This window comes from Legionella clemsonensis, from assembly GCF_002240035.1.
GTDB classification, from domain to species: Bacteria; Pseudomonadota; Gammaproteobacteria; order Legionellales; family Legionellaceae; genus Tatlockia; species Tatlockia clemsonensis.
Window position 1 is genome coordinate 1,059,984 of record NZ_CP016397.1, and the last position, 13,752, is coordinate 1,073,735.

Consider the following 13,752-nt stretch of genomic DNA (forward strand, 5'->3'; position numbering starts at 1 on the left):
AATTTTTGCTAATGCTGAGCAAAAATGCCCAAAACTATCTCTGATTTAATAATGCCTCGTGAGGCACTTCCCAATTCTTTTTGTGTGGATGTAACAAAATAAAGCTCATTAAGGTTGGAAAGCATGTCCTCATGTTTTACAACCTCTCTAGAAGTAAGTGACGTTTGAATTAAAATATTCCTTAAAAGAGCACCGTTGTTAAAATGTTGTTCTTTAATTTCTTCTAAGGTGTCGCCACAGATTGAACTAATATAGGCACCCACGCGGAGATCCAGATGATTTGCATAATCTTCCTTTGAGTTTGATTGCATCCCATTGATTAGATTACTGTCAAATTGTTCTTTTGAACAAATGGCAAACATTCGTCCATATTGAGCTTGATCAGTATGAATCATCCCGAATTTTTGATGACTTTCATGAACAATAAGAGATAATTTCCCTTCATTAATCAATGTTCGTACTTCTGGATCGAGATGCATATTTTTATAAAGCGCTGTTGTAGCATCTACAATTAACGTGACCGGTTTTTGTCTTTGTTTAGCAATAATATTTCGTTTAATGAATTTATTAATATCGACACCAGGTGTTAAACCTTCTAGGTTAACTATTGGTCCAGCTGATAGCACAAAAATATCGGCATCAGAGTTATTTGTTGTTTTAGTAATGTAGTCAAATTCAAAATAACTCGGTTTAAATACTTTAACTAGGGGTGGTTTTCCTGAAGCTGTCTTCATTTGCAATGCCAGCTTCATAGCAAGCATGTACGCATTGGTACCAGACATTGAGGGACAGGCCATGAATGTAGCATTTTCCAGATTAGCGCTATCTAAAGCTAATGCTTTGTCAAGCGTGTGCTGGGACTCATTTAAAAATTTATTAAAGCCATGCTCTAAATCTTCTGTTTTCGTTTGCTCTAAAAGGGAAAGACTAATCTCGTGGATAGTTGCATATACGGAAAAAGCAAATTTGGGATAATCATATTCATAAAAGGTATTTGCCATGTCTACCATACAGGCAATACGTTGTATTGCTTTTGGCTTTATATGGTTAGGTAAATCTTTTAAAATTTTTTGTAAGCATATTGCTAATTTTTGTGTGGGGTGATGATTATTTTTAGCAATGGAAGATAACTTACGGTAGATGGTACTGTCAATTAATTCTTTGAATGTTCGAGGTAAGCTAGCATCCAGCTTGATTTCGCTGTCCACTACAACATTGTGTTTGTGTTTAATATTTATTGCTATCTCCCATGGAGATGCAATAAGACCTGCAGCCCTAAGTACACGAATTTGGCTATTATTAAAGTGGTTCTTTGGTAAAGCGACAAAACCGACTGAATGCTCTTTATCTTGAATGATTTTTACAGGGATGCCAGGGAAAAAAGTATGGTATATCTCCAGAATAGGTGTATTTTGTAACAGAGTGACCGGAATAAATGTAAACTTGTCTTTTTCTTCTGAGGAGATGTTAAATTCTTGTACCAATTGCTCGAGTAGGTCGCCGGCAAGATTATCATCACGATGATAAAATGCTTTTTTATGGATGTATGGATTATCTATTCGATGTTTAGAAGTTGGGTTAAGTTCTGCAACATGTCTGCCAAACATAACGTTTGAAAGTAGGCGTTGTTCATCACCAGGCTCAATTAGAGAAAGATAAGTAAAATAGGGATTTTTTACAAATGCTTCTTTTACTTTTCTTTTACGCCATACGCGTTGAATAATCGTTGCAGCACGTTCTTTTTCAGAGTCACCATGGTCTTTTCGTGATTTTTCACTGCTACCAGTATTAATTTGTCCGCTCTTTTTAGGCCGATTTAACTTGGCCACATATTCTTCCATGTAGCTATTTAAATCTTTTAAAGCATTATTGGCTTGAATTAACTTCATAGCTAATATAAAGCAGAGTGTTATAGATAGAGTTTAATCAATTAATATTAAGTGATTATTAAATGGGCAAATTGGGGATAATAATGCGAATTGCCTCAAATTATCTGTTGCCAAAGGAGAGGGACAGAATGGGGCAAGTGAACATGAATTTATATCTAAAATACAGCGTATACGGTACCAGCGAAATTATTATTTTAGATTGATGAATGTTCAGAATATAAACAAAGAAAGGCTCTGTAATGGCAGTGTTATTGGAGCTCTTAGGAATTAACAAGATAGTCTGTGGATATGATGGACGAGTCCTTCATGCCAGCCTGTGCCCTACGGAACGTGTGGGCAAAACCATGAATAACAAAAATGTTATTCTCAGTTATTGCCCACTCACAGGCTTCTCGCCCACATATCCACCAGGCTCAACAGCAATTATTTTTTAACTAAAGTAAATCCTCTAAAAGCAACACTTATTTTGAGACAACGACTCAGTTTATTTTTTACTCTTCGGCAACAGTTTCTATTGAGGCATCAGGGGAAGATCAACGTGCCCTTTAAAGAAGCATTGATTTAAATTATTTCACTTAATAGATACTGAAGCCTGCGAACCCACTGCCAAAATGACAAAAAAATCCCGGCAAACACCGGGACCCAAGTTGAGGAGAGGATTAATCGCGGCCTGAAAAAGCGCTTAATAAGTTAAGTAGACTAACGAATAAATTATAAATAGAGACGAATAAAGTCACGGTGGCTGAAATATAGTTAGTCTCACCTCCATGAATAATTTCACTGGTTTGGAATAAAATTAAGCCAGAAGAAATCAGCACAAAAGCTGCTGAAATAACCAGCTGCAGTGCCGGTATTTGAAAGAAAATACCTGCAATCATGGCCAGTAGAGCCACCATGACTCCGACAAAAAGGAAACCACCCAAATAACTAAAATCCTTTCTGGTGGTTAAAGCATATCCTGATAAACCAAAAAATATTATACCTGTTCCACCTAAGGCTGTACCAATGAGCTGGTGACCGTTTGAGAAATTGGCAATATAGAAATTAAGAATAGGACCTAAGGTATACCCAAGAAAACCAGTAAAGGCAAAAACGGCAACCAAACCTAATGCACTATTTCTTAACCCATGAGTCAAAAACATTAAGCCATAAACACCAACAATCATTAACAGGGGATTCATGGGCTTAGCATTAATGGCAAAGGCGGTATAAGCTGCCAAAGCGCTAAATAAAAAAGTCATTCCAAGTAATAGATAGGTATTGCGTAACACTTTATTCGTCGCAAGTACCGCTTCACTCCGTGGATTAAGTAAGGTAACGTCATTTCTGTTCATGCAAATAGCTCCAATGATTTATATTGCTAGTGTAGCATATATGCAGGCGAGTTGCTGCCTTTTCAAGTCTATAGTGATGTAAAGAAGCTGGCAAGATTTTCTATACAACTCAAGGTAAACGCACCTCTAAAAAACTCATCTATCGAGCTCATAAAAATTATCTATTATCTAGCCATTGAAACCTTATAACTTAATCACCGATAATGAGCTAACTTTTCTCTGGATTTGGAAATAAATATGCCAAAGGTTGCTGCTGTACAGATGACTTCATCGGCTTCAGTCGATAATAATTTAAAGCAAATAGAATCTTTTTTTATCAGATCGAGAGAAGAGCAGGTTGATTTATTGGTTTTACCTGAAAATTTTGCATTCATGGGACGAAACGAAACCGATAAACTGCAAAAGGCTGAAAGATATGGTTCGGGAGAGATTCAAGAGCGTATTAGTCATTGGGCTAGAGAATATAGTTTGTGGGTTATTGCAGGCACAGTACCGCTTAAAGGTATTAAAGACAGAGCCCGATCTAGCTGTTTAGTGTTTGATGACAAAGGCTTGTGTGCGGCTCGCTATGATAAAATTCATTTATTTGATGTTCGTGTCTCGGATCAAGAAGCACATCAAGAATCATCTACAATTGAAAGAGGAGATGAAGTTGTTGTTGTGGACACACCAGTGGGACGTGTGGGGTTGTCGGTTTGTTATGATTTGCGTTTTCCAGAATTATACCGACAATTAGTATTAAGGGGCGCTGAATTATTCAGTATTCCCTCGGCATTTACGGCAGTTACCGGAGCTGCCCATTGGGAAACGCTACTAAAGGCACGGGCTATCGAAAATTTATGTTATGTAATAGCCCCCAATCAGAGTGGTGAGCATGAAAATGGCCGTCATACCTACGGCCACAGTATGATTATTGAGCCTTGGGGAAAAACCTTGGCACAGAAGAAAACAGGTACAGGAATGATTACGGCAGAGATTGATTTACAACGACTACAACAGTTAAGACGCCAATTTCCCTGTAACGAGCATCATGTTCTTGGATGTTAATTGAACACATTTATGGTTTAATGAAAGGTAAATTATATGACTCAGGCATTAGCACTTGCTAAAGATTTATTATTAAAACCCGCATCTCTGGATGAATTCACACTGGAGAAACTGATTCACTCCATGATGAGCCATCACGTGGATGATGCCGATCTTTATTTTCAAAGTACCAGTTATGAATCATGGTACCTGGAGGATTCTGAAGTAAAAAGTGGCAGTTACTCCATTAATCGGGGTGTCGGTGTTCGTGCAGTGAGTGGAGATAAAACCGGATACGCTTATTGTGATGATATTTTGTTACCTGCAATGGAGCGAGCAGCTGATGCTGCCCGTTCTATTGCCTTCACCAGCTTAAAACCAACTCAGGCAGTTCATATAAGTGGTAAACCTGTTGCTCGCTATGCCCCACTTAACCCTATCGAAGGCATGTCAAAACAGGAAAAAATAGCCTTATTGGAAGCTATTGATAAGGAGGCAAGACAAATAGACCCACGAGTGATTCAGGTTAATGCCTCTTTAAGTGGTTGCTATGAAGTGGTTATGGTGGCTGGTCTTAATGGGCATATGACAGCTGATATACGACCTTTGGTAAGTATCCATGTGAGTGTAATTGTAGAAGATAAAAACGGCCGTAGAGAATCTGCGCGTTCTGGAGGGGGCGGACGTGTTGCTTACTCTTATTTTCTTGAAAAGGAGCGAGCTTTGGGATATGCCCGTGAAGCTGTCCGTGAAGCTTTAATTAATCTTGAAGCTGAAGAGGCTCCCGCTGGAACTATGCCGGTAGTATTAGGACCTGGTTGGCCTGGTGTTTTGTTGCATGAAGCCGTGGGACATGGATTGGAAGGTGATTTTAACCGCAAAGGTCTTTCAGCGTTTTCAGGACGTATAGGCCAACAAGTTGCTGCAAAGGGTGTCACGGTTGTTGATGATGGCACGTTAAAAGATAGGCGAGGCTCCCTTACCATTGATGATGAAGGAACTCCAGCGCAGTGTACCACACTGATAGAAGATGGTGTATTAATTAATTATATGCAAGATAAATTGAACGCCAAACTCATGAGAATGAAACCTACCGGTAATTGCCGTCGCGAATCTTACGCACATCTGCCCATGCCTAGAATGACAAATACTTATATGTTGGCGGGCAAGTACTCTCCTGAGGAAATTATACGCTCGGTAAAACGAGGGTTATATGCTGTCAATTTTGGCGGTGGGCAAGTAGATATTACTTCCGGGCAGTTTGTGTTCTCTGCTAGCGAAGCCTATTTAATCGAAGATGGCAAAGTCACCAAGCCTGTTAAAGGTGCAACGCTTATAGGAAATGGGCCTGAAGTGATGAAAAAAGTGAGCATGATAGGTAATGACTTGTCGTTAGATGCTGGTATTGGCGTGTGTGGTAAAGATGGCCAATCTGTACCCGTAGGTGTTGGTCAGCCTACATTGAAAATTGATGCACTCACTATTGGTGGAACCCGATAAAGCTAATTATTCAGGTTATTTCCATCGCTTTACTACATCGATATCTATATCGAACAAATCTAATGTGCGTCCAATGCTGTGAGTGACGATGTCCTCTATTGTCTGCGGGTGGTTATAAAAGGCAGGAACAGGTGGTGCTACAATAGCTCCCATTTCTGTTACTTTTTTCATGTTTTCGAGATGTCCTAAATGCAGAGGTGTTTCCCGTACTAATAGTACCAGTCGTCGACGCTCTTTTAGTACGACATCGGCTGCTCTAGTAAGTAGATTTGAGGTGGTACCACAAGCAATACTTGCCAAAGTGCGCATCGAACACGGAGCAATAATCATTCCCACAGTTTTAAAGGAACCGCTGGCAATGGGGGCGGCAATGTCATTAATGGAATAAGAGACATTGGCTAATGTGGATAATTGAGTGGCAGATAAAGCTGTTTCAAATGCACGGGTTTGTTGCGCTGCCTTGGAAACAACAAGATGAGTTTCGTAGTCCGTTTTTGCTAATAATTCTAATAGACGAACCCCATAAATTATACCGGATGCTCCTGAAATACCAATAATAATGCGTTTTTTATTCATGATGGAATGCCTTTTACTACGTTTATAGCTCTATCTGGCTATTATACGCGAGTCATTAAATAAATAGTTTAAACGAGTTAGAAAGTACGGTATACGCTAAAGCTATTTTCGTCTACTTGCCGTGTAGTATGTATGAGATCCGTGCGATTTAGCTATAGATAGAACTGGATTCACCTATAAGACCTGCAATGTAGACAGTTTGATTTTTAGAGGCAATAACTTATTAAAAAGCAAACTTGCTCGGGAATGTGCATAAGTCCCCCCTAGAGAGTGGCTATAATCAGCATAAAATAACGGCGCTATGATAGATAGAGATGAATGCATAAAGCGCAAGAGGAAGTATTTTTATTAGTGTTTTATTAAATTTCATGTTGATTGTCCTTCCTAGAGTGCTGTGATTTTCCTATTCATTCAAAAATTGTGCCTGTTTTTGAAAAAATGTAGGGCTGGGTCAGGGCAATATCATACCATTTTGAATTAATTTCATCCTATTGTCTTGTATAAATTACCGTCATCCTGAGCAAAGCGAAGGATCTTCTCCGATTTGCCCTGGGGCGGAGAATAATTTGCTCGAAATTAGGCATTTTGAATAAATTGGCATAACAAGTGCTAATAGAACTCTTAGAGTATTAACGTTTGGCAATACACATTCAGTTTTTTATTTAAGAAGTCGTTTGTTTAGTTATCATTAATCATTAATGAGGAATACTAGCTATGACCATGCAGCCAAAATCTCTCAATCAAACTCTGCTGGAGAATGAAAAACAATTCGCTGACAAAGTCTATTTAAAGCAGCCTCGCGATGGGAAATGGCATGAATTTACCTGGGAAATGGTGGTGCGCCAAGCAAAGCAAGTAGCGAAAATGCTCCAGGATCTTGGCCTTAAGAAAGGGGATCGTGTGGCAATTTTTTCAAAAAATTGTGCTGAGTGGTTTATTACTGATTTTGGTATTAGTTTAGCAGGTATGGTTAATGTGCCACTATTTGCCAATCAGCATGAGGATAGCATTCAATATGTACTTGAACATGCTGACATTAAATTAGTCTTTGTTGGTAAACTTGATGACCATCAGCGGGTTCGAAATTATATCCCTGATACGCTTTTGACAGTCAGTTTTGATTATCATGAAAACTTAGATTGTTCCTACCAGTGGAGTGATGTCTTAAAAAAACAGCCTGCAGAAGATCTTGTTACAGAGCCTTCACCGGAAGATTTCTATACAATTATTTATTCTTCAGGGACATCAGGACAACCAAAAGGTGCTGTTTATACCCACGGAATAATTGCTAATTATCTTGAATTATTCCCTCAGGATATTAAAAGAATTCGAGAAGTTGATCACTATCATCTAATGTCTTATTTACCCTTAGCCCATGTTTATGAGCGATCTGCAATTCAATTGGGTAGTGTAGTTATTCCTTGCGACGTTTCATTTGTAGAAAGTTTGGATAAATTCGTAGAAAATTTACAGGAAGCTAAGCCTACATTTTTTACCGCAGTACCACGCATTTGGGGTATTTTTCAGCAAAAAATAGAACAAAAACTTCCACCCAAAAAATTGAATCTGTTGCTTAAATTACCTTTGATTTCAAGCTTAATTAAAAAGAAAATTAGACATCATCTGGGATTAGAGCGCTGTACCAATTGTTTTTCAGGAGCTTCCCATTTACCTGTCTCCATTCTTGAGTTTTTTGATAAGCTTGAGATAAAAATTCAGGAAGGCTATGGACAAACGGAAAATTTGGCCTATGCGACTTTTTCTTTGCTCGGCAAACGACGTCCAGGTTATGTGGGAACGCCGAGACTTAAGGTTGATCTGAAACTTGGTGAGGAGAATGAGTTAATGATTAAGTCGCCTTGCTTGATGAAAGAATACTATAAAAATGAAGACGCAACGAATGCTGCATTAACTGATGATGGGTGGCTACACACTGGAGATATTGCTGAGCTGGATGAGGATAAAAATGTCAAAATAATAGGGCGTCTTTCCGAGAATTTTAAAAACCAAAAGGGAGAATTTATTGTACCAGGCCCTATTGAAAAACGATTTGCTGCAAATGCTGCAATTGACCAATTATGCTTGATTGGTCGAGAATTACCAAATAATGTTTTACTAGTTACCCTAAGTGAATCTGGCCGTAGTCAAACCAAAGAAAATATCAAACAAACGTTACAAGAAAATTTACGCAAGGTAAATAGCGAACTGGCAAGTTATGAAAAAATTAGTCACATAATAGTCGTAGACGATGCATGGACTCCTGAAAACGGCATTTTAACTCCTACATTAAAGGTTAAGCGACGTATTGTCGAAGCCAATTATCGGGATTTAATTAAAGAAGCTATTACACAATCCAATTCCGTTATTTGGGCATAAAAAAGACTGCGAGGTGGCAGTCTTTTTGGGGATAAAGAAGTATATTTATTGAACTTTATATTGTTCAGCGTATTTATTCGCCAAATCTCTAGCTTGTTGTAATTGTTCGGGAGTGAGCTTTTTTTCGAGTTCATCACGTGCTTTGCTTGAGTCTGTAAACCCATTAGTGACAGCCACGCTAAACCAGGCATAGGCTTCCACTGGGTTAGCGGTTACACCAATACCATCGCGGTAAAAAATTCCCATTTTATTCTGAGCACGTCCATAACCTTGCTCCGCGGATTTACGAATCCAGCTTACAGCCTGTTCCAAATTTTTGGTAACGCCATCGCCATATAAATACATATCACCTATATTAAATTGGGCATTGGCATTGCCCAGATCAGCACTCTTTTGATACCAATAGGCAGCTTTCTGTAAATCGGCGTTGCCTGCTTTACCAGTGTCGTAAAAATAACCTACTTCAAGCTGGGATTTTGCATGTCCTTTATCAGCTGCCTGTTGAAAATAATCAAAGGCCTTGGATTCATCTTTGGTAACACCTTCGCCATACTTGTGTAAAAGACCAAGATTATACAATGCGCCTGGATTACCCAGATCAGCAGCTTTTCTATACCATTTAATCGCTTCATCTAAATCTTTAGGCACTCCAGTTCCTGTGTCATACATAAAACCTATTGATAAGGCTGCTTCGGAATTTCCTTGCTCCGCTGCTTTTTTATACCAGGACATGGCTTTTTCATAATTTTGAGGTACGCCAGTAGCATGATCATACATATAACCTAAAGCATATTGTGCATCAGCATTGTTTTGAGCGGCAGCTTTTTCATACCATTGCAGGGCTTTGTTGTAGCCGTCTGGTGTTTCTTGATACCAATAAAAACCTGCTAATAATACTTGCGCATCAACATTGCCCTGGTTCGCAGCTGCTAGTAATAATTGCTCGGTCTTGTCAGGATTATAAGTGACTCCCTCACCATAATAATACATTCGACCAAGCAGGTATTGCGCTTTGGGATCCCCTTTTTCTGCTTCATCAGAGAGAAGAATAAACGCTTTTTCATAACGTTTTTCATTGTAGGCTGCTTCGCCTTCTTGAGTGCTGGCATAGACTGAGTTTAGTAGGAGGGTACTGATTGCAACGGATAAAATAGTTTTTTTCATGTCCATAGTAAAAACCTTATACTAATTGTCCTCGTTTATAGTATATATGCAACTTGCATTTGCGTGTGTGAAAGTGAGGCAGCATTTACCCACCTGAGCTAGAACCATTATAAATTCTTTTAATAAAATTATTCCCTATTTTTCATTAGGATAACAGAGTTTAATAAAATATTTCTAACTCCCTAGTATACGATTGGAAAAGAAACGTAAGGAATTCTTACAACATTGCCATCCTTCAGCGGCTATGCCGCTTCAGGATGAAACTCGTATTGCTATTAGTTGACTAGGGTTAGCGGCATTCTTGTCTATCTATACAATAAAAATTACCAATCGATTTCTTTATTGGCCAGGTTAATAAGCAAAGATTGAATTTCATGAACGCGTTCTGCAGCCACAATACTATCCAGAGTAAATTTTAATCGGGTAGGCCCATCCAGTTGATAGCGTTTTGCATGAACCTGTACAAGACTGATCAACACACCTGGATCAATTTGTGGCGTATCACCAAATTCAAGTTTTCCTTGTTGCTGAAAGGCATTGATCTTTTTGATTCCGAGTTTTGTTGCTAATAATTTAAGTTCGGTAACCAATAATAAATTTTTTGCAGGTGGTGGCAGTAAACCAAATCGGTCTATCATTTCTACCTGCAAATCACGTAATTGCTGTTTACTTTTAGCATTGGCAACCCGTTTATACATAATCAAACGCGTATGAATGTCGGCGATATACTCTTCAGGGAGAATGGCACTGATGCGTAAATCAATTTCAGGTCCTTGTTGCATGGGAGTTGCTAATTCCGGGGTTTTCCCCGCTTTTAAATCATTAACCGCCTTGTCAAGCATCTCCATAAACAAACTAAAACCTATCGCTTGCATGTTACCACTTTGATCTTCTCCCAATAACTCACCTGCACCTCGAATTTCCAGATCATGGGTCGCAAGAGTAAAGCCTGCGCCTAAATCCTCCAGAGAGACAATGGCCTCAAGACGCTTAACGGCATCAGAAGTTAATAATTTTTCATTAGGTGTTAGTAAATAAGCATAAGCTTGATGATGTGAACGTCCTACCCGACCTCGTAATTGATGAAGTTGAGCTAAACCAAATTTATCGGCCCTATCAATGATAATGGTGTTTGCTGTTGGTATATCAATCCCTGTTTCGATAATAGTTGTACAAACAAGCACATTAAATCGATGATGATAAAAATCAGACATAATACGTTCTAATTCGCGCTCACGCATTTGCCCGTGAGCACCACGGATTTTTGCTTCTGGCACCAACGCTTGTAATTCCTGGCAGATTCTTTCTAGTGTTTGTACATTGTTATGAAGAAAATAAACCTGACCACCCCGTAAAATTTCACGAAGTATCGCTTCACGCAGAATAGAATCATTCTTTTCCTGCCAGAAAGTTTTAATGGCCAGTCTTTTTGCCGGTGGTGTGGCAATTAAGGAAATATCACGAATACCCGCCATTGCCATGTTTAATGTTCTGGGAATCGGTGTGGCAGTCATTGACAGAATATCAATATGAGTACGCAAAGATTTAATATGTTCTTTCTGTTTCACACCGAACCGATGTTCTTCATCAATAATAAGCAAGCCTAAATTTTTAAAATCAATGGCGTGGGAAAATAACTTGTGAGTACCAATCACAATGTCAGTTTGGCCATTTTTTAATGATTCGATGACCTTATCGGTTTCTTTACCGCTGCGAAAGCGAGATAATAATTCGATATTTACCGGAAAATCAGCAAAGCGATCGCGAAAGGTTTCAAAATGTTGGGCTGCCAGTAGGGTGGTGGGTACTAGCACACAGACTTGTTTACCATTTTGCACGGCAATAAATGCGGCACGCATAGCCACTTCTGTTTTACCAAAGCCGACATCCCCACAGATAAGTCGGTCCATAGGGCGGGAAGATTCCATGTCTTTTACAATCTGCTCAATGGCATGTAATTGATCAGGTGTTTCTGTAAATGGAAACTCACTGGCAAATCGCTGATAATCGCTTTGAGGAAATTGATAAATATAACCTGGCTTCGCCTCACGTTTCGCATAGATTTCCAATAGCTGAATGGCAACGTCATGAATTTTTTCTGCAGCTTTCTTTTTCTCTTTTTGCCACTGATCGGTACCTAATCGATGTAAAGGTGCATGTTCACTATCCATGCCCGTATAGCGACTGATCAAATGCAAAGATGTCACGGGAACATAAATTTTATCATCACCCGCGTAGGTTAAAACCAAAAATTCATTCAGCGTGCCATTACTCTCCAGGGTTTGCAAACCTTTATAACGTCCAACGCCAAACTGCAAATGAACTACCGGTGCATCAACCCGAAGTTCCGCTAAATCACGGATAATTAAATCTGGGTCAACTGCTTTTTGAACGCTGCGTCGCTGCGGGACAGCCTGCTCGCCAAATAACTGTGCCTCTACAATAATGGCAATATGCTGATGGATTAATTCAGCCCCATCAATTAAAGGACCAGTCGTAATATTAATGGGAGAATTATCGCTAAGAAAGTCTTGCCATGACGATTGTATCTTGGGAAGAACTGAGCTTTGCTTCAAAAGATCCAGTAATACCTCTCGTCTTCCAGCACTCTCAACAACAATTAAAAATCGCTTGTCCTTGTCGGCTAAATACTCACACAATTTTGCAAGGGGTTTCTCTGCCTGACGTTCAATAGGTAACGAGGGTGCCTTGGCAATATTAAAATTGAATACCACGCCTTTTTTATCAACCGGTCGATGATAAAAACGAAGCTGTTGATATTGATTAGCGTGAGTTAGTAGTTCTGTTGGAGTAAGAAAGCAACGCTCTGGTTTAAGAATAGGGCGGGTGATATCGTAACTTCGTTGTTCATAACGTATTCTTATTTCATGCCAGAATTGCTCTGCGTATTCAGCAGTGTCTTCAATAAAACAGAGGCTTGCTTCTTTCGGTAAGTAGTCGAAAAAAACAGCGGTTTGTTCAAAAAACAAAGGTAGGTAATACTCAATTCCAGAAGGATACTGAGCATTACTAACCGCTTCATAAACAGGGCATTGACTAGGATTACCAGAAAATTGCTCTCTAAAGGCTCGACGAAATAAAGTAATACTTTGCTCATTGAGTGGAAATTCACGTGCTGGTAACAGGTGAATGTCGCTAATTTTAGTAATCGTTCGCTGTGTCTCTGTATCAAACTGGCGCAGACTATCAATCACGTCATCAAATAATTCAATGCGAAAAGGAAGTGTACTTCCCATGGGATAAACGTCAATAATTGCCCCACGAATAGCAAATTCGCCATGTTCCAATACTTTATTAACGCAGTGATAACCTGCTTCTTGTAGTTGATGACGAAAAAGTTCTAAATTCAGTGTCTGTCCTTCCTTCAATACCAGGGCATGATGATGCAAAAAATGTGGAGGACATAGCCGATGCATGAGTGTATTTACCGAGCTTATAACAATAGCATTAGACACCTGTTGTAAACGGCTTAAGCAGGCTAAACGTTCAGAAATAATATCCTGATGAGGTGAAAATTGATCATAAGGTAATGTTTCCCAATCAGGAAAAAAGAGTAACTCAGGAGAATTCTCTTTTTTTAGAAAAAAGGCTAATTCATCCAGCAACTGTCCCGCACTTAAATTATCAGGAGCAATTAAAAGTGTAATGCCTGTTCTTTGTTCACAAAATTCAGTAATAGCCAAGGGGAGACTGCAACCATACAATTGGCCCCAAGTCTGTTTTTTTTCAATTTTGGGAAAATCGAGTACAAAATTGACCATAGAAAATACACGTACCTCTAAACATCAGGGCAGTAGTATACTATAGAGTAGGTTATAAAACAGGGTCTATTAGCAATGAGCAGGGAGTATATACAATCGTAACAA

At 39.1% G+C, this 13,752-nt stretch carries 8 protein-coding genes; 3 read left to right on the forward strand and 5 right to left on the reverse strand.

The features are described from left to right. Positions 1-8: 8 nt before the first annotated feature. A complete protein-coding gene (locus tag clem_RS04595) occupies positions 9-1,889 on the reverse strand; it encodes a hypothetical protein (RefSeq protein ID WP_094090542.1) in 1,881 nt (626 codons plus the stop codon). 659 nt (positions 1,890-2,548) lie between these two features. Beyond that, positions 2,549-3,223 carry a Bax inhibitor-1/YccA family protein gene (locus clem_RS04600; RefSeq protein WP_094090543.1) on the reverse strand — a complete coding sequence of 225 codons (675 nt, stop codon included), beginning with the start codon at positions 3,221-3,223 and terminating at the stop codon, positions 2,549-2,551. A 237-nt stretch (positions 3,224-3,460) separates the two neighbouring features. Here clem_RS04600 and clem_RS04605 point away from each other — a divergent pair, with 237 nt between their 5' ends. Beyond that, a complete protein-coding gene (locus clem_RS04605; RefSeq protein WP_094090544.1) occupies positions 3,461-4,270 on the forward strand; it encodes a carbon-nitrogen hydrolase family protein in 810 nt (269 codons plus the stop codon). A 36-nt stretch (positions 4,271-4,306) separates the two neighbouring features. Further along, positions 4,307-5,749, forward strand: a complete 1,443-nt coding sequence (gene tldD / locus clem_RS04610; protein WP_094090545.1) for a metalloprotease TldD — start codon at positions 4,307-4,309, stop codon at positions 5,747-5,749. A gap of 15 nt (positions 5,750-5,764) precedes the next feature. On the opposite strand, the gene clem_RS04615 is transcribed toward tldD, so the two are convergent. Further along, on the reverse strand, positions 5,765-6,325 hold the full coding sequence (locus clem_RS04615) for a UbiX family flavin prenyltransferase (RefSeq protein WP_094090546.1): 561 nt from the start codon (positions 6,323-6,325) through the stop codon (positions 5,765-5,767). A gap of 714 nt (positions 6,326-7,039) precedes the next feature. On the opposite strand from clem_RS04615, the gene clem_RS04620 reads away from it, so the two are divergent. Continuing rightward, positions 7,040-8,701 (forward strand): AMP-binding protein, encoded by a 1,662-nt coding sequence (locus clem_RS04620; protein ID WP_094090547.1) that lies wholly within the window; start codon positions 7,040-7,042, stop codon positions 8,699-8,701. A 45-nt stretch (positions 8,702-8,746) separates the two neighbouring features. Here clem_RS04620 and clem_RS04625 read toward each other — a convergent pair whose 3' ends face one another. Both clem_RS04625 and mfd read right to left on the reverse strand, forming a co-directional pair. Beyond that, a complete protein-coding gene (locus clem_RS04625) occupies positions 8,747-9,871 on the reverse strand; it encodes an SEL1-like repeat protein (RefSeq protein WP_094090548.1) in 1,125 nt (374 codons plus the stop codon). Between the two features lie 317 nt (positions 9,872-10,188). Beyond that, positions 10,189-13,647, reverse strand: coding sequence for a transcription-repair coupling factor (gene mfd / locus clem_RS04630; protein WP_094090549.1), 3,459 nt, complete (start codon positions 13,645-13,647; stop codon positions 10,189-10,191). Between the last annotated feature and the right edge of the window lie 105 nt (positions 13,648-13,752).